Annotated in this window: 13 protein-coding genes and 2 tRNA genes; 5 read left to right on the plus strand and 10 right to left on the minus strand. The window is 43.4% G+C overall.

The window, feature by feature from the left end; genetic code table 11:
• The first annotated feature begins 1 nt into the window (after position 1).
• Both N746_RS0107080 and N746_RS0107085 read left to right on the plus strand, forming a co-directional pair.
• Positions 2–1,810 (plus strand): autotransporter assembly complex protein TamA, encoded by a 1,809-nt coding sequence (locus N746_RS0107080; protein WP_051678568.1) that lies wholly within the window; start codon positions 2–4, stop codon positions 1,808–1,810.
• The gene (locus N746_RS0107085; RefSeq protein ID WP_081835996.1) at positions 1,807–5,490 is read left to right on the plus strand and encodes a translocation/assembly module TamB domain-containing protein; all 3,684 of its coding nucleotides are present in this window, start codon (positions 1,807–1,809) and stop codon (positions 5,488–5,490) included. The genes N746_RS0107080 and N746_RS0107085 overlap by 4 nt, the downstream gene beginning before the upstream one ends.
• Positions 5,491–5,510: 20 nt before the next feature.
• On the opposite strand, the gene N746_RS0107090 is transcribed toward N746_RS0107085, so the two are convergent.
• Positions 5,511–7,706 carry a methyl-accepting chemotaxis protein gene (locus N746_RS0107090; RefSeq protein WP_029935232.1) on the minus strand — a complete coding sequence of 732 codons (2,196 nt, stop codon included), beginning with the start codon at positions 7,704–7,706 and terminating at the stop codon, positions 5,511–5,513.
• Between the two features lie 235 nt (positions 7,707–7,941).
• Positions 7,942–8,553 carry a 5-formyltetrahydrofolate cyclo-ligase gene (locus N746_RS0107095; RefSeq protein ID WP_029935234.1) on the minus strand — a complete coding sequence of 204 codons (612 nt, stop codon included), beginning with the start codon at positions 8,551–8,553 and terminating at the stop codon, positions 7,942–7,944.
• Positions 8,554–9,035: 482 nt separating this feature from the next.
• Between N746_RS0107095 and N746_RS0107100 the strand changes: the two genes are divergently transcribed.
• Positions 9,036–10,133, plus strand: a complete 1,098-nt coding sequence (locus tag N746_RS0107100; protein ID WP_029935236.1) for a PQQ-dependent sugar dehydrogenase — start codon at positions 9,036–9,038, stop codon at positions 10,131–10,133.
• Positions 10,134–10,226: 93 nt separating this feature from the next.
• On the plus strand, positions 10,227–10,742 hold the full coding sequence (locus N746_RS0107105) for a peroxiredoxin (RefSeq protein ID WP_029935238.1): 516 nt from the start codon (positions 10,227–10,229) through the stop codon (positions 10,740–10,742).
• A 91-nt stretch (positions 10,743–10,833) separates the two neighbouring features.
• Here N746_RS0107105 and N746_RS0107110 read toward each other — a convergent pair whose 3' ends face one another.
• From N746_RS0107110 to N746_RS0107125, 4 genes are read right to left on the minus strand one after another with little or no spacing between them, the layout of a single operon-like run.
• Complete coding sequence (locus N746_RS0107110) at positions 10,834–12,789, minus strand: alpha-amylase family glycosyl hydrolase (RefSeq protein WP_029935240.1); 1,956 nt, start codon at positions 12,787–12,789, stop codon at positions 10,834–10,836.
• A 29-nt stretch (positions 12,790–12,818) separates the two neighbouring features.
• The gene (locus N746_RS0107115; protein WP_029935242.1) at positions 12,819–13,709 is read right to left on the minus strand and encodes a PfkB family carbohydrate kinase; all 891 of its coding nucleotides are present in this window, start codon (positions 13,707–13,709) and stop codon (positions 12,819–12,821) included.
• Between the two features lie 9 nt (positions 13,710–13,718).
• Positions 13,719–14,555: an HAD-IIB family hydrolase gene (locus N746_RS0107120; protein ID WP_029935244.1), complete on the minus strand. Its 837-nt coding sequence runs from the start codon at positions 14,553–14,555 to the stop codon at positions 13,719–13,721.
• Positions 14,556–14,557: 2 nt separating this feature from the next.
• Positions 14,558–16,750 carry an HAD family hydrolase gene (locus N746_RS0107125; RefSeq protein ID WP_029935246.1) on the minus strand — a complete coding sequence of 731 codons (2,193 nt, stop codon included), beginning with the start codon at positions 16,748–16,750 and terminating at the stop codon, positions 14,558–14,560.
• A 458-nt stretch (positions 16,751–17,208) separates the two neighbouring features.
• On the opposite strand from N746_RS0107125, the gene N746_RS0107130 reads away from it, so the two are divergent.
• A complete protein-coding gene (locus tag N746_RS0107130; RefSeq protein ID WP_051678569.1) occupies positions 17,209–18,396 on the plus strand; it encodes an HD-GYP domain-containing protein in 1,188 nt (395 codons plus the stop codon).
• Positions 18,397–18,423: 27 nt separating this feature from the next.
• On the opposite strand, the gene N746_RS0107135 is transcribed toward N746_RS0107130, so the two are convergent.
• From N746_RS0107135 to N746_RS0107150, 4 genes are all read right to left on the minus strand, one after another.
• A tRNA-Val gene (locus N746_RS0107135) sits at positions 18,424–18,500 on the minus strand.
• A 22-nt stretch (positions 18,501–18,522) separates the two neighbouring features.
• Positions 18,523–18,608, minus strand: a tRNA-Leu gene (locus N746_RS0107140).
• Positions 18,609–18,693: 85 nt separating this feature from the next.
• Complete coding sequence (locus tag N746_RS0107145) at positions 18,694–19,602, minus strand: DUF697 domain-containing protein (protein ID WP_029935250.1); 909 nt, start codon at positions 19,600–19,602, stop codon at positions 18,694–18,696.
• Positions 19,599–20,996 carry a YcjX family protein gene (locus N746_RS0107150; protein WP_051678570.1) on the minus strand — a complete coding sequence of 466 codons (1,398 nt, stop codon included), beginning with the start codon at positions 20,994–20,996 and terminating at the stop codon, positions 19,599–19,601. The genes N746_RS0107145 and N746_RS0107150 overlap by 4 nt, the downstream gene beginning before the upstream one ends.
• Positions 20,997–21,004: the final 8 nt, after the last annotated feature.

Here is a 21,004-nt window from a genome sequence, read left to right on the forward strand (position 1 = left end):
CATGTGGCTTTTTCGCCTAACTTTATCCCTTCTCATTCTTACTAACCGCCGATTACGACGATTCACTCGATTAATTGGGTTGTCAGTTTACTGGGTGAGCTTGACTCTGTGCGCTAGTTCGGTTTCCGCGCAGCCAAATATTGAAGTGCAAATCAAACACAACGCCTCCAATAAAACCGAGTTATTAAATGAATTGAGTGCCAACTTATCCATTTCGCATCTCAAAAATGACGCCTATCCGGCTCAGACCAACTTTCTGTTTGAGCGTGGCGAAACCGAGTTGCTGAATACATTAAAAACCCAAGGCTACTATCAAGCTCAAATTCAAAGTGAACTTGAGCGCTTAGAAGAAGTGACGCGAGCCAAGTTTGAAATCGACTTGGGTTCCACAGTTAAAATTCGTAAGCTTGATTTGCAGATCCTCGGCCCGGGAAGTGATTTAAGAATCTGGCAACAATACCGTCAATTTGATCTGCGTTTGAAAGTTGGCCAGGTATTTAAACATCAAGACTACAGAGCCACCTTACGAGATCTAACCAATTTAGCCTTAGACCAAGGTTATATGGATGCCGATTTTGAGCAGCGCGTATTTCGGGTTTATCCGCACGAAAAAGCGGTCGACATTCAAATTCATTTAAATACTGACATGCCCTACCAATTTGGCGAAGTCAACTTTATAGGTAACCAAGCGCTTGATGATGATTTCCTCGCCAAATTTGTTGAGTTTCAGCCAGGAGAAAGCTACCAGCGTGACGCTCTATCCGATCTGCAAAAAAGCTTAATTGACAGCGGCTATTTTGGTTTGGTGCGAATTGAACCGCAGTTTGCGGACGAACAAGATGGTGCGATTCCGATTCAAGTCGAGCTGGAAGATAATTTGCGCCATCGCTATAACATGGGTGGTGGTTTTGGCAGTGATACCGGCGCGCGTTTGTTATTTGGGTTTGAAAATCGGCGAGTTAATCAACAAGGGCACAATTACCAAATTGAAAGCGTGATTGGCGAACGTGCCCAGTCTTTTGACATTAACTACCGAATTCCGGGGCAACGCCCAAGCAAACAAAGTTGGAACATCGGCCTGGGTTGGGAAGCCACCCAATCCAGCAACTTGAAACGATACCGTACGGCCTTTATGCCCGAATATGTTTATCAAATCGACCGTTTTTGGCGCCTCAACCCGTTTATTTCGCTGGAAACGGAAACCTATCGTTACCAAGAACAACCAGATGAAACCAGCCAAACTTTACTATCAGGCGTCAATATCCAAAAGCGCTGGGTCAATGATGAAGCCTACCCGTCTTCAGGCTATCGCTTAGACAGTGGGCTTAGAATCGCTAGCAAACAGGTTTTATCGGACACGGAGTTTTTGCAGCTCGAACTTGGCGCACGTGGCGTTGTCTCACCGATTGATTTTTGGCGATTCCACGCTCGGGTTAGAACGGTAATAACCGCCACCAATGCGCCCGAAACACTACCGGCGACCTATCGTTATCTATTGGGTGGTGAAAATTTGCGTGGCTATGGCTTTGAAACCATCGGGATTGAAACAGATACAGGCCTGGTGGGTGCAAAAAATATGATGTTAGGCAGCATTGAAACTGACTATCGTTTCTCTAAATACTTAGGGGTGGGCGCGTTTAGTGATGCTGGCCAAGTATTTGACGATCAACCGAACGAATTCAAAGTCGGCGCAGGCTTAGGCTTACGTGGATTTACGCCGGTTGGTACCGCTAAACTGGATGTCGCTTGGCCGATCTCAGAAGACCAATCGGATTGGCGATTGCACTTTTCAATTGGGTTGGATTTATGATGAATCGACTAAAAACTCTAAGCTATGCCTTACTCAAATGGTGCCTAATCAGCTTATTAGGCCTATTGGGGCTGGCTACTTTAACTGTAATGGGCTTATTGAGTTGGTTGATAGTTTCGCCACAAGCACCCAATCAAATTTGGCCTTATCTCAACGATCTAACATATGGCCAAGTCCAGGTCGAATCCAGCCAGGGTCGACTGATAAATGGACTGCAAATTCAAGGCCTGCGCATTCAAACACCACAGGCTAAGGTTCAAGTAGAACAGCTAGAATTTGAATGGCAGCTTTTGGCTTTATTAAAGTCGAAGCTGCATGTTAATCGACTAGCGATTAGACAGGCGCAAGTGCAGGTTAGCTCAACTAAACCACCAAAACTTGATACGCCAAACACCGAGCCGTTTGCGTTTGTTGATGCCTTGGGCTTCGCTCTGCAAGTGGACGAGCTGAGTGTAGATCAAGCATTCCTGCAGTTAGAACAACAACCTAGCCAAAATTTGCCGAATCTTTCGACCGCGCTAGCATGGCGTGATCGTCAACTTCAGTTGAGCAAACTAAACATAGATTATGCGCCCCACCAGCTATCGGGTGACGCTTTGATTAACTTTAAAACCGCTCGCGAGTTTGCGGGTGAAATGAATCTGGCCTTACAAGGGCTGACTGGTTTGGATCAGCTCAATCCAGACAATCCAACTTTAGTTTGGCAGGCGCAATGGCAAGGCTCATTAGACGATTTAAGTGTGGACTTGAATATCACTCACCCCTATCAGCTTGAATCACACCATCACCTTCAGCGAAATTCGGATCAATTTACCCTCAACTCGGATTGGTTATCGTTGGATGCGCAACTGACACCGGAATGGAAACTGCATCAATTAAGCGGTCAAAGCCAGCTTCACTATCAACTCGAATCCAACCAACTCGACAGCCAAGCCAACCTGGGTTTGGCATTCAATGACCTGCCCAGCACAAAACTGACTTGGCAAGCCGAGTTAGATAAAACACAACAACTTCAGTTCGATCTGCTAGCCCAATCCGAACAGATGGGATCAATTCGACTCAATGGACACACCCTTTTATCGCTCGCCAGCTCAGATATCAAGCTAACGACACAAGATTTCCGTCTCGACTGGTTACGCCCAAACCTAGACTATCAGCTCAATACGCAATTGCATTATCAATTGCACGATTTGGTTGAGCGCGACAGTCAATTGACTGTAACGTCCTTCGATTTAACAGGTTTACCCGAGCGACTGCAAATAAGTGGCCAAATCGATAGCCAACTGATTAACGATACCGACTATGCGTTCACGATTCAGAAGCTCGACTTAACTTATGGCACCCACAGCGGAAGAGTTAACGCTAACGTCAATACGACTTCGGATTTATCCGACATTAAGATCAAGCACGCTCAGGTTCAATTAGGCGATAACCAAATCCAACTAAATGGCCGCTGGGCTGAAAGCTTTGATTTAACCCTAAGTGCTCAACTCAACCAACTTAACCAACTCGCCAAGGAGTTAAGTGGTCAAGCCAATTTAACTCTGCAATCAAAAGGACAACGCGACAATCAAAGCGAAACCCTGGCATTCACCCAAGGCTGGGCGGATTTGAAAGTGGATTTCAACCAACTACGTTTTGAAGATTTTAGGTTGAATCAAGCACAACTCAACGCGCGCGTTCCATTAAACAAGCCGCAGTGGGCGGATCTGGATTTACAATTAAATCAACTGAATCAATATAGTGCGGAGACAGAAATCAGCACCTTGTTAATTGAGCAACTCAATCTAACACGTCAACCATCCGAAGCCGGTTTAACCACAGATTTACAATGGCAACATCCGCAACTCATGCTAGAAGCACAATGGTTTGAAACCAACCCGAGCTGGCGTGAGCAAACGCTGCGTTTAAACTGGTTAGAAATCAGTAACGAGGCGACGGGTAATTGGCAGTTAAACCAGACAACCGACTTAAACTGGCAAGCCCCAAATCTGGTGCGTTTACCCCAAACCTGCTTGCATTCAGATCAGGACCCACTCGCACAACTGTGCTTTGAGGTCGATGCGCCCGAGGCTAACTGGCAATTTAATGCCTTACCGATTTTTGATTGGGTTAGGCCTTGGTTGCCGAATGATTTACAAGTGGATGGCCGCTTAAATGGGCAAGGCCAAATCAACTGGCAAAGCGATATCAGAGCACATCAAACCCTCAGTGTGCTACAACTAGATGTGCGACTTATGCAACAAGGTTTTGAGTGGCCGCTGACTGTAACCGATTGGCAAACCGAGTTTAATCTCTCCAATCAACAAGCGGATTTAACCAGTCATGCGGGCTTAAATGACAGCGGCGGTTTTAGTGCCAAAATCACGTTACGCAACCAGCAGGCCTGGTCACAAGCTGAACTGGATGGCAATTTACGTTTGCAGCTTAATGAATGGCAAATTGGGGAACGCTTAGCCGAACTGATCACGTTACATAAAACTCAACTAAACTTAGAAACCGCGTTATTTGGGCAGCTTAATGAAATTGCACACGATACGCGCGCGCGCATGGCAATGGATTTTGATTTACCAATATTAGGCCTGGCGGAGCAATCTATTAACTTACAAGCACAGGTGGCCGAGCAAGCAATTAACGCGCATGGTCTCTGGCAACAACCGGATAAACGCCAAGCCGAATTAAGCCTTAACTTAACGGGTTTACAAACTGTACCGCGCATAGAGATTGAGCTAACCAGTGATTCTATTGAATTGCTTAAAACCAATTTCGCCCATTTGAATACACAAGCCGGAATAGCTTTTAGCCTAACAAACGGTCGGGCTCGGCTGAGCGGTGGCGTAAAGCTGCATGACAGTTATTTCAATCTGGATTCGATGCCATTACATCAACAAGCACGTCCACACAGTGATGAAATCATCATAAATGAGCAAAACCAGCCTATCGGACAAGATGAGTCTAACCTGACTTTAGACTTAGACTTAACTGTGGGGCTTGGGGAGCAAGTCAAAATTAATCTACTCGATGCTCAGGCATACTTGGGCGGTGAATTGCGTTTAGTGCAAACTGAGCAAGACCGAAATATGCGCGCCTTTGGCGAAGTCTTGTTGCGCGAAGGTTATATCAACTTGGACCATCGTAATCGAGTTCAAATTGACCGTTCCAGCTTCAACTTTACCGGCGTCATTGCCAACCCAGCTTTAAACGTTAATCTATTTCGTACGGTAGACCAAACTACCGCACGCCTAAACATTACTGGTAGCACCAGCCAACCCGGTTTTGTGTTCTACTCCACCCCGTCCTTGTCTCAAGCGCGCATTATTAATCTGCTGGTATTTGGACGCGCAGGCGACTTGGAAACCGAACCTAATTACGAATCGCAAATTTTGTCGGCCTTCTATAAACTGGGGATTCAAAACAATACACCGGTTTTAAACCAACTGACGCGGACATTGGGAATTGAAGATATTTATTTTGACGTGCAAGATCAACAGGTTAGTAGTTTGTTATTAGGCCGAGCCTTAACGGATGATTTATATGTGCGTTATGCACGTGATTTATCCGGCCAACAAAATAATGCCGTACAGATTTTCTACCAGCTGACCCCCAACTGGCTACTAAAAAGCGATAGTCGAGACAGTAGTAGCTCGGTGGACTTAATCTTTCGAAAGGAAACTGAATAAGCCCACACGGCTAGGTGCACTTAGACTTTTTTCTCACTATCTTCCATGAGTGCCAACGCAGGCTTATCGAGTTTGACTGAGTGCTGACGGGTTTTAAAAAAGGCCATTTTTTGTTTAAGCTCAAATGCGTTGTCATTTAAACTTTCGGCCGCCGCGGACGTTTGCTCAACTAACGCCGCATTTTGCTGGGTGACACTGTCAATCTGTGACAAAGCGGCCTTAAGTTGACCAATCCCTTGCGCTTGCTCTTGTGATGCCTGTGAAATTTCTTCACTCATTTTGGCCACTTGTTCAATTGAGTTAGTTATATCACTGATTGATTCACCCGAATCTTGAGCCAACTTAGTACCCTGGTCTATTCGTGTAACACTCTCATTAATTAAATCTTTAATATCTTTTGCAGCTTCGGCCGATTTTTGAGCCAAAGCACGAACTTCGCCGGCCACGACCGCAAACCCCCTTCCATGATCACCGGCTCTAGCCGCTTCGACGGCCGCATTTAAAGCAAGCAAGTTGGTTTGAAACGCAATGCTATCAATTAAGGTGACGATATCTGAGATTTTGTGACTCGATTCTTGAATCTGGCTCATCGCTTCAATGGTTTTATGCATGACCTCCGCGGCTAACTTAGCTTTCGCCTCAACCTCATGCTCAACCTTCGACTCTTCCTGTGAATTCTCGGCATTATGCATTATCGTTTCACTGAGCTCTTCCATCGTTGCAGAGCTTTGTTCGACCGCTGCGGCTTGTTGTTGTACACGCTGACTTAAATCCGCTGAACCTTGTGCAACTTCTCGTGCCGATGCGGTCACCGTATCCGCTGACAGCATGGCCATTGCTACTGTTTCATTTAGGTTCTCTAACGAATTATTTATAGCCTGTTTCACATCAAAAAAGACGCCTTTATAATCGGCTGTTAAACGAGGAGTTAAATCTCCTTCAGACTGGGCTAAACTGATGGTTTTTACATCCATCATAAAGTCTTCCATAATATCCATTGCTTGGTTTATGTCATGTTTAATTTGCTCGAACGCTCCCTCTGCTTCAGCTTTAACCCGGTGACTTAATAGACCAGATTTCATACCTTCTACAACCAAACCTATATCTTCAACGATATGCGCTTCAATCGTACGATCCAACCATTCGACGACATAACCTAAACGTTCATGCTTGTATTCAATCGGCGTCACAGTGAGGCGCAGGACCAATTTACCAAGCTTAATTTCGGTTTGATGTGTATTTTGCAAAGCCGCCACCATTTGGCGTTGATGACTTGGATCACGATGAAACACATCCATATTTGAACCCACGACATCCTTAGCAACAAAGTCTGGCAAAACCTCTTGAATTTTGGCCTGGTTTTTATCAAACATCTTTTTGAGACTTTGATTCGTTCTAATAATGTTAAAGTTTTGGTCCGCAATCATGATGTTTGTACTGGCGGTATCCAATGCGGTGGTCATGATTTGTGCCGCCCGAAGGGCATCATAACTGCGTGCAGCCGATTCACCGACTCGTGAGCGAATCATATTCAGCATGAACCCCCACTCTGAATCATCATTAATCTTTTCGTGGAACTCTCCGTTGGAAATAGCCTCACTGCCACGCTTTAATACTGAACTAATGCTCGAATTTGACCATGACTGGTAACCTAAAATCCCCACCCCAAATAAAGCACTTGCAAACGCAAACCAGGGATTTCCCATCCCCCATAAAAGCCACACTAACTGAGGAATAATCACTAGCAACGAGGCTAAAGCCAATGCGGGCTTAACATAACTGGACTTGAGTTTAGTGACGGGAAACTTGGCTCGACCCGCGATCACATTGGCATATAGCGTCTCAGCCACAGTAATTTGATTACGACTCGCCGGGTAACGTACTGATAAATAGCCGGTTATTTTACCCTGCTCTATTATTGGACTGGCATTCGCCGCTACCCAGTAATGATCACCATTTTTGCGTTTATTTTTTACAATGCCAAACCAGGGACGACCTTGTTGAATAGTATCCCAAAAGTCTTTAAAGGCTTGCTTAGGCATATCCGGATGACGCAGGATGTTGTGCGGCTTGCCTATTAGTTCGGAATCTGCATAGCCAGACGCCTCTCTAAAAGCGGTATTGTAATCAACAATATTCCCTTTTAAATCGGCTGTAGATAGGATGATCATGTCATCTGGTAATTGGTACTCTTTTTGTGTAATTTTTTGTGTCATACGTATCCTCATTCTTTTTATATTATTAATATATTTATATTATTAATTTAAAAAAAGAAAAAGGCCGTATTCGCAGATTCAAACTACTTAGCCTTTTTTAACAGAATAGTGCAAAAATTAAGATTTTTGTAACTATAATTGACCTAGATCAACTAAAAAAATTGATATTTACACAAAACATATTAATAACACGTACTTAAAGAAGGGATATATAGAAAAGAATCAAATGTGTAAACTAAAACAGATGCAACTTAGCTTCTGTCACCAATGCATTCAACGGCACATCCCAGGGTTGAGGAGTTAAGCCGTTAACCTGCTGACAAGCATGCGCCCATCCAATTAAGCGCGGTTTGCGTTTTGGCTGTTTAAGTTTAAATTCCAGAGTTTTATCGTAAAAGCCACCGCCCATACCTAAACGCCGGCCTTCTAAATCAAAACCAACCAACGGCATGATAATTAAATCCAACTGTTGTGCTTTTACCAAATCCGATGCGCGTTGAACAACCGGCTCACTTATGCCAAAACGATTGGGCTCAAGTCGCGTGTCAGGTTGATAGACACCAAAGCTTAAATGGCCGGTCTTAGGTTGAATAATGGGTAAGTAAACCTGGTGATGTCGTTGCCACAATGCTTGGATTAACGTTTTAGTGGCGAGTTCGCCATCTTGGTCTAGAAACACCGCAATACGTTTAGGGCGTTGCAACCAAGCACTTCGTAACAAAGCTTGGCTGGCGGCTTTTTCGTGATGGCGCTGTTGAAAAACACTTAACGCCTTACGCCTTGCGCGCAATTCGCGCCGAGTTTGGTTTAGGTTTTTAGAGACCTCAAGTACATGAACCTGTGTCATTCAGTTATTCCTGTTAATCTGAGTGTGAACAATATCCAAGATTGTAGGCGATCGTCGCTAAAATACCAGCCCAAACAAAAAAGCCTCTGTAAGCTAATAAGCTCACAAAGGCTGGAAATAGGAACGGAATGGAGCGACGGTCCCTGAACCCGAGGGTTCAGGTGGCGGCCTTCGCAAGAAATTTAGGCTTCTCGGGCAATTAAGCGAGATGCTCACCATTAAATGCGTCTGGCCCCAAAGTTTTACTTATCGGCTCGAGGGTCTCATCACCCCATCCCGCAAGCTCTATTATATAGAAACACAAGCCGAACTATAGGCCGGTTTCATTGAATATTTTTATTCATTTCATTAACAAAAGGCTATCAAATAAGCAATATCACCAGGCCTGGTGATACTATTTTGCAGGGTAACTTATTCGACTTTAGGGTCACTTACTCATCATGCTATGATTAATTACCCGTTTCCTTATTTAGGAGTTATGAATGCGCCGATTTAATCTAGCTTTAAGTTTAGTGTTTTGTATTTTATTACCTAGTGCCCATGCCCAAACTGATTTTAAGCTCGATACACTGGCCGAAGGTTTAGGTGTGGTATGGGGTATGACATTTATTAGCAATAATGAACTCGTGTTTACCGAACGATCTGGCCGCGCCGGTGTGTTCAACCTTAATAATAAAAAAATCCGATGGTTGAGCGGATTACCGAAGGTACATGCTCAAGGTCAAGGCGGTTTACTAGACGTTCAAACCGGCCCGAACTTTGACCAAGATAGTTGGTTATATTTTACTTATTCGCGCCCTCTAGCAGATAAAGCTGACGAAGCTTCGACCACTTTAGCGCGTGCAAAATTTAAGGGATCAGAACTAACGGATTGGCAAGATCTGCTCATCACTCAATCCGCCAGCCAGTCAACTCAACATTTTGGTAGCCGGATTGCGTTTGATAATCAAGGCCATGTATTTTTCGGCATCGGTGATCGCGGCCAACGCGACAATGGTCAAATCTTCACTAATCACGCCGCCAGTATTATTCGTTTAAAGCTTGACGGTAGTCTGTCCAAAGATAATCCATTCGTTGGAAATCCAAACTACTTAGATGAAATTTGGAGCGTGGGCCATCGAAACCCACAAGGCCTTGTTTACGATTCGAAACGCGACATCCTATGGGAAATAGAGCATGGTCCTCGCGGCGGCGATGAACTCAATATTGTTCATAAAGGTCAAAACTATGGCTGGCCAGAAGTGTCTCAAGGCAAAGAATATTGGGGGCCGGTTGCGGTGGGTGTTCGCCAAAAACCCGGCATGATTGATCCAGTGAAAGTCTACATTCCTTCTATCGCACCCAGTAGCCTTATGCTTTATCAAGGCGATGCTTTTCCCAGCTGGCGAGGTCAGCTTTTCGCTGGTGCCTTGGTGTTGCGCCATTTAAATCTGATCGAATTGAATGAAGCAGGTGACGTCATAGGTGAGAAGCGATTATTGGAAGATTTAAATGAGCGGATTCGGGCATTAACTCAGGACACAAACGGCTATATCTACCTCTCAACCGACAGTGGCAAAATAATGCGCTTAAGACCTTAAATGACAAACTCACAACTTTTGATACATGTTGCTTAACCTTAATGTACAATATTTATACATTAATTCTACACTACTCGTGTAAGGAGATCTAAAGTGCGCTTTTTTATTTGGTCTATTCTCAGCTTTCTACCCTTATTAGCTCAGGCAAATAATTTAGCAGTCGGGGATAAAGCGCCAGACTTTAAACTCATCAACCAACATGAAGAAACCATATCACTGTCCGACTATCGTGGTCAGTGGGTAGTTTTGTATTTCTACCCCAAAAACGATACCCCAGGATGTACCACCGAAGCTTGTAGCTTTCGAGACAATATTAATGCGTTGATTGCTCAGCAAGCCGTGGTCTTAGGGGTCAGTGTGGATAATGCCGAAAGCCATAAAGCTTTTGCCGAAAAATACAATTTACCTTTTAGCTTATTGTCCGATCCGAAAGCAGAGGTAGCAGCTAACTATGGCGCCCTGCTTAACTTGGGATTGATTAAGTTTGCTAAACGCCATAGTTTTATTATTGCGCCCGATGGCGGCATTGCAAAAATCTACCGAGATGTAAACCCAGATAACCATGTTAGAGAGGTGATGGCTGACTTAAAAGCCCTGCAAGCTAATTAACCATGGAAAAGGCATTCTAATCAATCCGTAATAATCGCTTAGCGCCTTTAAAGTTCGCAATAAAGACTTTAAACGATCGCTTTAAGCCTATTTACATCTCTCTAAGCCAGTAGAAACCAAAACCCGGAATGACCAATGAATTATTATAAATTTCTGGTTTTTGCCGGCTTTGTAAGTCAAACAATTGGCCCTGATCATAACTCCCCCAACTGTTGACATCTTCTAGGTCTAACTTTTGGGGTTGGGTGTTAAAATTTGCTACGACTAAAACTCGATCACTTGCCTTTTGTGAGTTAAACCGACTAAAGACAAATAAATTTGGGTTGCCCACATCTATTAATTCACGGTTATTGAAATCAGCAAATACACCGACTTCTTTACGAACCGAAATCATCTTTTTAATTCCATTAAAAATTTCATACTCAATGGTTCCTGTAGAGTGACGTTTTTCGGCCTTTTTCCAGTCGATATATGGGCGATGTACCCAACGATTATCACCTACTCTGCTCGGGTCATCGAGGTAGGAGTCATCATTTAAGGTCCCAATTTCATCTCCATAATAGAGTAATGGAATCCCACCAAATGACAGAATCATACTATTTAAAAGCAAAATCTGTTTGACTGCATTTTGTTGGGCTTCAATATCGCCAGAATCAACCGCGTATTGCAAGCCAATCAATGAGGCCATCGAGCCAGAAATACGTGAATCTCCGGTCTTAATGTTCTCGGCAAAAGGGAGCCCACGGGCATGAGATCCCTCATAACGGCCTGTCAGGTAATTGATTAAAAAGCGGCGGTGTGAGTGTGGTTCATAGCCTGCTTGGATAATATCTTTATCATCAAACCCTAAGCCAATATCATCATGACAGCGAATGTAGTTTAACCAAGTTGCACGCTCTAGTTTGCTAGGCAGACTTTTAATCCCTTGGGTTAATAATTTGGCATTTTTGGTTGCGACAGCATCCCACATCAACGCCATATATGTCGCGTTATAGGCAATTTCACATTCTTTAGCAACTACGGCATCTTCACCAAAATATTTAGTCACTTCTGACGGAGCCACAATCGCCTCAGCAATAAACAGAACCCCAGGTGCAGTCACCTGACAACAGTCTTTTAATAACTGTAGTATCAAATGAGCTTCATGTTCGTTTTGACAGGTGCTACCGATTTTTTTCCATAGAAATGCGACCGCATCTAAGCGCAGGATATCAGCCCCTTGGTTAGCCCAATAGAGTATGACGTCAAGCATTTCAATGAAGACATCCGGATTATTGTAATTTAAATCCCACTGATAATTATTGAACACGGTCATTACCCAGCGTTGCATCTTTTCGTCCCAAGTGAAATTACCGGGCGCGGTTTCTGGAAAAACCTCCAGCATACCTTGTTCAAACATATCCGGGATATTACGAGACTCAAACGTGTAGTAGTAATCAAGGTATACGGGATCACCTTCGCGTGCTTTTTCTGCCCATTCGTGTTCGTCCGATGTGTGGTTTAAAACAACATCTAATGCCAACAGCATATCGCGCTCACGCATCTCTTTCGAAAGATTATTTAAGTCTTCAAGTGAACCAACGCGATCATCAATTTCACGAAAGTCACTGACTGCATAACCGCCATCACTATGCCCTGCTGGGCATTTCATAATTGGCATAATATGCACCAGGTTGACCCCTAGTTCTTGCAGATAACTCAAATGTCCTTGCATATCTTTTAGGTTTTTGGCAAAACCATTTGAATAAAGCGCCATTCCCACCCACTTTTGGTGGAGGAACCAGTTATAGTCACGCTCACGCTCTATATCTTGTTGCTTCAACTCGTCCGAACGTTTGATGTATTTTCGAGCCATGACCTCTACCAATTTGAAAGTCTGCTGCTCAAAATCAGGTCTATTTCCATAGAGTTTTGAAAATAAACCATGAATCGCATAAAAATTAGCACCAAGACGAGTATAAAAATGGCGTAAATCTTTTTGGTAGATATCGGGTTTGATTTGATTGAGGATGTCGTTCAGTAATGAATGGGAAACTTCTTCGTACATAGGCTCTTAACTATTTTTGTATTGAATCATCAGGAAAGCAATGACTGGTAAAAGGTTTTATTATTTGGCGTGGCACCACGAATCCCAATAATCTTGCTGGCTAGCGACTGAGCTGCTGTGAGGGTTTTTTGAACCGACCAGCTATTGATTAAACCATGTATATAAACTGCAGTAAAGGCATCACCCGCCCCCACTGAATCAACAAATTGATTTATTTTGCCAGGTATTTCTTTAAAAAAACCTTCTGGGGTCAGCACAGTAACACCATCGGCACCTTGAGTCACGATCACCTGTTCACAACTAAATTCATCTTGAAAGGCTTTTATTGCCGTTTTAAGATTGGATTGCTGAAATCCTAACGCACGTAATTCATCAATATTCAGCTTGACCCATTTTGCTTGTTTAATCCATTGAAATAAGCTTTGTTGATCCCACCAAGGGGCTCTTAAATTAACATCTAAAAAAATATCCCAATCTCTAGAATCAACCAGTTTTTTAAACTGTGTTTTTGCATAACGGCTTCTCAACGCAAGAGAACCATGATAAAGAATGCCTTTTGAGTTAGTAGGCAACCTCGTTTCGGAGGTGTTGATATAATCATAAGCACAATCAGTTTTTATATCATAGTGTGGCTCATCATCTTTAAAAGTGACTTGCACCTTACCCGTTGGATGCTCTTCATCGATTTGTATATTTGATGTTGAAATGCCCCAGTCCTTAGCCTGCTGAATGATTTTTTCGCCAAGAACGTCCCTACCCACTCGTGATATAAAAACAGGGTTATCTCCCAATGCTTGAAGGTGAAAACAGATATTAAACGGCGCGCCACCAAGCACTTGCTCCTCAAACTCTTTATGACTAAAACAGTCAAACAGAACTTCGCCAAACAGTGTGATTTGTGTTTCAGGAGATTCACTCATTTTGTCACTCTAATCCTTTAGGTATGGCTTGAATTTTGGGAGAAAGTGCACAACGCCTTGTAATACACCTGCACTGTAATTTCCGTTATCATGATTGGTGTTTGTGGCTTGATAAAACTGCTGCTTTGTTCCTTGTTGGTCAGCGAATGCTAACGCTTGTTTTTTAAGCTCCGTTGTTGCATTAGCGACCAAAACGGATTGAATGGGACTGATTAATACTTCCAAATCATTCCCACTGTCTCCAGCAAAAATAATCTCTTCAGCTTGATAGCCTAAGTATTGTTGTAGAAATTCAATAGCGTGCCGTTTATTGGCTCTAGATGGCAAAATATCGAGCAAACCCGTGTTACTGGTTTCATCAACACTCCAAATCAAATTGGTTGGTATGTTTAAAGGGGCTAGTTGCTTTTTTACTTCACTTAAACATTGCTGCTCATCCAGTTGTTGAAGATCGATATAAAAACTAATTTTATGTGGATTCTGTTTTTCAACTTCTTGCAATGAAAGACCGAGTATCGAACCGAGTAAGCCATGGATTTGTTTTGGTTCCACCTTGTGCCAATCTTGATCGATCTCTTTTTCCCAAGCGGCTATGGGATGCCATTGATTATGCTTGTGATGATAAATACGAGTACCAACATCGGTAATGGCATAGTCGGCTTGAGGCAATTGGTATTCTTCAATCGCTTGGCACATCAATGTCAAATGACGACCTGTCACGTAAACCAAACTGACGTTTGGCAAACGGCAAAAATCAGTAAATTTTTTCCGTGCATCTTTGGCTTCTTTTTGCATGCCATTCGGTATAACCGTGCGATCCATATCTGTACAAAGCATTAACTTCATCTCTAAACATCCTTGCCTTCTATGGCGTCACTACTGTCTATTTCTGCTTGCACTTCTGGTGGACGGCATTTACCAAAAAAATCATAGTGTTCAATAGCCTCTAAAATGCCTGCTTCGTAGCTTTGCTTTGCATAATAAATCCTCTTAAATTCTTGAATTTGAGAAAGATCCTCTTTATGACGGTTAGCAACCACGACCGCGAGCGTATTCCCCCGCATCATATCCTCATCGGCACCAGAGCCACCTGCAACCAGAATATGTTCTATTGGTATTTGCCAACGATCAGCCACATAGCGCAAAGCCATCCCTTTGGATGCACGCATAGGCAATATGTCTAGGTAATTATCAAATGAAAGCTGTGTATTTGCCGACAGGTCTTCTTGATGAAGTATGGCGTTAATATAATCAAGGTCGGTTACATCCTTATTAAGATAATAACTAATTTTAAAAGGCGTTTGCTCAGCCTTTGGTTGAATATTTAAGCCCGGGTGACCATCCATAATATCTTTGATTTTATGTCTTACCCAATGAAAATCGATGTGTTTTGCCCAATACTGGTCTTGATTAAGCTTGGGCGCATAGTATATTTCAGTACCGGAACTGGTGATTAAGGTGTCTGGCTCTGGAATTTTGTAATGTTTGAGCATACGCAGAGCTGAATCCAGCCTTCTATTAGTCGCAATAACAAACAAAGTCGATTTACGGTGTTTTTTCAACAATGCGATGAGCTCGGCTAAGGCTTCTGGATTGCCTACTAAGTTGTGATCTAGGCTTGTTACCAAGGCTCTATCCCTATACAGTTCCGAGCGTCTTGAAATAGGTGTTCTTGGCAATCGTTCTGAGTTTTTCACAATTGGGGTTATTAAATCTAAATAACGTTCTGCGTGGGCTTTCCATGCATAGTGTTGCTTCACACCACTTAACCCATGCTTAATCATTTGATTTTTCTGCTTTGGCTGATTAAACATATCAAGCAAGGCTTGGGTAATGGTTTGTGGCTCTAATGGGTCTATAAGAATTCCATTTTGACAATTCGCAATAATATCATTTGGCCCACCGTCTTCGGTTGCCACAATTGGCAAGCCCGATGCAGATGCCTCAATTAAGGTTAAACCAAACGGCTCTGTTAAGGCTGGATTAACAAAAACGCCGCCCGATGCGGCCGCGATTCGATAGATAAAGGCCACGTCATTACGACAATGATGTTTTGGCAAAGACACTTTTCCATACAAGTCATAGCGATCAATCATTAACCAGATTTCATGAAACACTTGTTGTGCTCCAGATTCCAAGTCATCCACATCATCTCGGTTACCCGCGATAATCACTAAGTTGGCTTTTTCTTGTAGTTCAGGTGATTGGCCAAAAGCTTCAACCAAAGCGGCAATATTTTTACGTGGGTCTGGTCTGGACAGCGCAAGAACGATCGGTTTGCCTGGGTCGGTGAGCGAATAGGTTAACTGCTGATAAAGCTCTGAACTTAATTCATCACCTCGCGGCGGCTGAAATTGATCTAAATTGGTGCCAGGAGGAATAACCCGCATTTGATCTGGCTGATAGAAATCATATATTTCATACTGCTCTTCAATTTCTTGGTGTGTACTGGCAATCACCCTTTCGGCTGTGGCCAAAACATGCTCTTCGGCGTTAATCCGTCTGGACATGTTGTACTGTTCTTCAATCTCTTTTGACGGAACACCGTTTGCAAAGAGTCGTGCTCGCTTAATACGTCCTAACGAATGACCTGTATGAATAAGGGGGATTGATAATTGATTCGCTAATTGACTACCCACATAACCTGCGTCAGCATAATGGCTATGAATAATGTCTGGGTAATGGTTTTGATGACGGAAATACCCCATCATATTATCAGCAAAAGTATCAAGGTAGTCCCATAACTGCTCTTTAAAAATATACTCTTCTGGGCCTGCTTCTATTCTGATTATAGAGAGCTTATCGTTTAGCTTTTCAATCGGTTGTGCATACTCAGAATCACAAGCCTTATCTTTAACTAGGCGCGTAAAAAGCTCGACCTTCCCCACTTCAGGCCTTTCTGATAATGCCTGAGCGAGCTCAAGGACATAAAGAGTTTGACCGCCTGTATCAGCATCTCGACCTAACTCCAGGTTGTTTCCTCGAATAAGACCATGAACACTAATAAGAGCTATGTAAAAATCAGCTTGCTTTTCGTTCATACTTGCTCGCTTTTTAACTGCGTGAATTCAGAAAATAATGCAACACTTGAAAATTTTAGAATTGGCGGTCAATGTCCCAAAGATCGTTACCTCACAAAACACTCTACCGCCAAAGATGACATAATTGCGCCAACTGACCCTATAAGAAAGATACCAGATTCATAAATACAATGCGCAAAGTTTTGTAGTGCCACTATCACCAAAATTTTGAAGGCGAGCCACCGCGAAACTAAAACAGCTAGTATTTTAAGTGTTCTCTGCCCCACTAGAAGCTGTAGCGGATTCGAGTCTGAATTCAACTGAAAATATCGGTCTGGTTTTTGTCATCTTTGATATGATATAGATTTAACATCTATATTTAGGTAGCCAAGTTTGACTTCACCACTAAAGGATGTCGATCTAGATAGGCATGTAAAACAAGTCATGAACGATTTAAAAGATTTACAAGCCGGATAGTTATGCCCTACTCTACCTTTCAAAAACCTGTTATGTGGCGTGATACCCTGACCCGGTTGCTATGGGTAAATTTGGTGTTCGTGCTATTAGCCATTTTCGCTAATTTTTTTCTCGCGCGCTGGCCGTTGCTAATAGCTCACTCTATTGCGTTTATCGCACTTACACTGATCCTAATCAGCACCTATAAGTTTAAAATCGAGCAGATACAACAAACCTATCTTGCCGTAATGTGGGTGTACTTCTTCAGTTTTTTCTGGGTCGGTGACGCTCAAACCTATGATGTATTGTGGCTAACACTCTTCCCTGCGATGGCGGCCTTTGTTCTAGAAGAGCAACGCCAACTACTAGGCTGGCACCTAAGCTTCATCTTTGGACTTGTCGCCGTAATGGGATTAACCATCATCGCGCCTGACCATATAGAGTACACGCCTCTTATCGTGAGTAACTTAATCTTTGCGACCAGTTTTATCAGCTTAATTGCCTGGTTTAATTTCCGCTTTAAACTTCAACTACAACAAGCTCAAATCGGCTTTCAAAAACAACTGGAAAGCCGCGTTGAACAGGCTACCAACACCATATCAAAACTGAATGACCAGCTAGAAGCTTCTCAGCGAGATGTGGTTCTGAGGTTGGGCGAAATTTGTGAAGTGCGCTCAAAAGAAACTGGCCAACACGTGCAAAGAGTATCTGAGTATAGTCGTTATCTCGCTCAACTCGCTGGACTGGATGAAAAAGATATCGATATTATCCATGATGCCGCACCACTTCACGATGTTGGCAAGGTGGCTATTGAAGATTCAATATTAAATAAACCGGGAAAATACAACGAGTATGAATACTCGATTATGCGCCAACATGCCCAAATAGGTTACGACCTGCTTAGCACCTCAAAACAGCCACTACTCCAAGCCGCCGCCACTATTGCGAGAGATCATCATGAATGGTGGAATGGTCAGGGGTATCCGAATCAAACATCCGGTGAACAAATTCATATTTATGGCCGCATTGTCGCTATCGCAGATGTATTTGATGCATTATCGTTTGAGCGCGTGTACAAACCGGCCTGGGAAGATGCAAGAATTCGTGATTTCTTCGAACAACAAAAAGGCGTTCAGTTTGATCCAGTCTTGAGTGAACTTTTCCTTCAAAACTTCGACCGGTTTACGGCGTTAAGAAATCAATACAGATAGTCACAGAAAAAAGATGTAAGAGATAATTGGTACAACCGAGTGGATTCGAACCACCGACCCCTACCATGTCAAGGTAGTGCTCTAACCAACTGAGCTACGGTTGTATATAGTAGGACTTGCAGAATTTGGTACCAGTGGGCGGACTCGAACCGCCACGCTTATTAGGCATCGGATTTTGAATCCGACGTGTCTACCAATTTCACCACACTGGCATGTTTTGAAACGTGAGCGCATTATAGGAACGCGCCCCCAACTTGTCAAGCTAGCAGGCTTAAGTTTGTGAAAATTCTTTTGCGGTTATTTCGGTGCGTTAAAGGGGTTGAGTAGCAGTAAGGCTGACTTACCAATGCGTTTAACCAGTACTCCAGTGCTGGCGGCTTTACCGGCTTGCTGGCTTAAGCCACTTAACAACCCTTTACCCAGTACACTAACGCCCTCTTCAATCAACATATCCGTTGCTTGTTGAATTATCACGTTTTCCAAACTCATACGCAGTAGTTTCATGTTACCCACTAGGCCTGGTCGATAACCGTAGAGGTTGGCTATACGTTTGACCACGCGCGCGCTACGCCACATCAACATCAAGGTTTCGATCATGTTATTCGGGCTTAATAAACCCACGCCACCGGCTTGCAGGGCTTCTTTATTAATAATCGCTTTGGCTTGCGCTAATAATGGCTTGGCTACCATGGTGTCGTAAATAAACCATTGTTGTTCGATATCGTGGTGCGGTTTGATTGTGTTTTTGTAGGCCTGCGCCAATGAATTAGCCGTTGGGCTTTTGGCATGCAAACTTAATAAATAATTCAATAGACTTTTGGCTTGTTTAACATCGTCTTGTTCTATTGCTTGTTGCCACTTCTCCGCAATCTGCTGAATATGCCCCATGCGCCAGTAACCCGCCACCTCGCGTGTTATTAAACCCAGCAATAAGCCAAAAAACACCAAACTAACCAACCCTAACGCCGCTGATAAAACCGGGTGCACCAACCAGGCCTGCTGCAAAGTCAAATACACATCAAACGCCATAAAGCTGAGCAAAGCCAATAAACCAAAACTGATTAACCAAAAGCCCATTCCGATTCTCGAATTGACGGTCTCGTCTTTAAGCGGTGCGGGCATGCCGGATGTGGGCTCAGGCCGCGTTACCAAATCATCCAAATCTTGGTTGAGTGACTCGGTTTTAGTACGTGAACGCTGGGTCATGTTAAAGCACCTTTTAGAAAATAATCCATTAACTGATCTAACCCCATGCTTTGCCAATCTTGTACCGATTCGAGCTTAGGTGGCAAAGCTTGAATACGTGGATAAAAATCACCTAATGGCAAATCTTGTAGCTGAGCTGGGATAGGTTCGAAGTGCTGACGCAGGGTTTGACCTTCGGCATCTTTATATATGACGGTTTGATCTTCCGGCTGGGTTGAAATCAGCGATGCGATTAGAAAATGTTCAAAACTGACTTCTGGTAAATCGCTTAAACGCGTACGTATGCCTTGGGTTAAAGCTTGCAGTAAACGCAATAAATTGGCGCGTTCTTGCACCGGAATCAAGTCTGACTTGGTGGCGACAAAGCCCACCTGAGTAATCTTATTTTTTCGACCTAAACGCTGGTACCATTTGCGTTTTCCGTAAACAAAACTGCTCGATAAATGACTCATTGCCTCTTTCATTTCTTCTAGGTAATCGCGCCCAAAGCTTAAGCCTTCCAGAACGTCCACCAAGACCACTTGTTTGTCAGCTTGGTTAAAGAAATCCTGGCGAAAGGGTTTCACCCAACCTTCAACAAAACGTGTATAGTTCTGCGTCATTTTTTGCGTCCAAGGATGGGATGGATCACTTAATACTTTGTTGGGCAAAGGACAAAATGTTTGATTCATCCAATCAAGGCCAGGTGGTGGCAAAATTAACGCACCCGGCTGCAATAACGACACACCTTTTGCCTTAGCTTTGGTTAGATAAGTTTGATAAGCCTGTACCAAACTAGCAAACGCCATATCATTTGGCATTTGGTCAAAATCAAAATTACGCAGCTCAGCTAACCAGTCTTGCGACAAGGCCGACTGCGGATCGCTCGCTAACTGGGCAAAGACTTGGGCACTCCACTGTGCGTAACTAAGTTGTTGCAACGGCAAGTCCATCAACCATTCACCCGGGTAATCGTAAAAAAACAAACTCAATCGCTTTGAGCCAAGCAGTTTTTGCTTGATGGCATTTGACTGCTTCAGCCACAAGGTTAAACGAAATGCGCTCACTTGATCGGTCGCTTTAGGCCACTCTCGCTTTTGCAGTTTCATCAAATTTTCGGCAAACGGAAAAGTCGATACGCCCGAAAACTCAGTGCGCAAATCCACTTTTTCAATGCGATCACGTGGTATGGCATTTAATAAGGGCAACGGGTCATGCGCACTACTGACTCGTTGATTGAGCTGCGCAATTAAGGCGGTAAACAGCATGGACTTACCACTACGGCTTAAGCCGGTAATCACAATATGGTGTTCGCGATCTTGAATCCGATCCAGCTGATCGAACCAAGCACCCAATCGAGCTTCGGCTTTATATAGCCAGCGATTGAGTCGAGTAGTTTTAGTCGTTGGATTCAAATCTAGTT

Origin of the sequence: Thiomicrospira pelophila DSM 1534 (assembly GCF_000711195.1) — a bacterium.
In the GTDB taxonomy this organism is placed as follows: domain Bacteria; phylum Pseudomonadota; class Gammaproteobacteria; order Thiomicrospirales; family Thiomicrospiraceae; genus Thiomicrospira; species Thiomicrospira pelophila.

Excerpts from the sequence above, each read along its gene's own strand:
- N746_RS0107080 (WP_051678568.1), top strand. The coding sequence starts at position 2 with ATGTGGCTTTTTCGCCTAACTTTATCCCTTCTCATTCTTACTAACCGC.
- N746_RS0107085 (WP_081835996.1), top strand. The coding sequence starts at position 1,807 with ATGATGAATCGACTAAAAACTCTAAGCTATGCCTTACTCAAATGGTGC.
- N746_RS0107090 (WP_029935232.1), bottom strand. The coding sequence starts at position 7,706 with ATGACACAAAAAATTACACAAAAAGAGTACCAATTACCAGATGACATG.
- N746_RS0107095 (WP_029935234.1), bottom strand. The coding sequence starts at position 8,553 with ATGACACAGGTTCATGTACTTGAGGTCTCTAAAAACCTAAACCAAACT.
- N746_RS0107100 (WP_029935236.1), top strand. The coding sequence starts at position 9,036 with ATGCGCCGATTTAATCTAGCTTTAAGTTTAGTGTTTTGTATTTTATTA.
- N746_RS0107110 (WP_029935240.1), bottom strand. The coding sequence starts at position 12,789 with ATGTACGAAGAAGTTTCCCATTCATTACTGAACGACATCCTCAATCAA.
- N746_RS0107115 (WP_029935242.1), bottom strand. The coding sequence starts at position 13,709 with ATGAGTGAATCTCCTGAAACACAAATCACACTGTTTGGCGAAGTTCTG.
- N746_RS0107120 (WP_029935244.1), bottom strand. The coding sequence starts at position 14,555 with ATGAAGTTAATGCTTTGTACAGATATGGATCGCACGGTTATACCGAAT.
- N746_RS0107125 (WP_029935246.1), bottom strand. The coding sequence starts at position 16,750 with ATGAACGAAAAGCAAGCTGATTTTTACATAGCTCTTATTAGTGTTCAT.
- N746_RS0107130 (WP_051678569.1), top strand. The coding sequence starts at position 17,209 with ATGCCCTACTCTACCTTTCAAAAACCTGTTATGTGGCGTGATACCCTG.
- N746_RS0107145 (WP_029935250.1), bottom strand. The coding sequence starts at position 19,602 with ATGACCCAGCGTTCACGTACTAAAACCGAGTCACTCAACCAAGATTTG.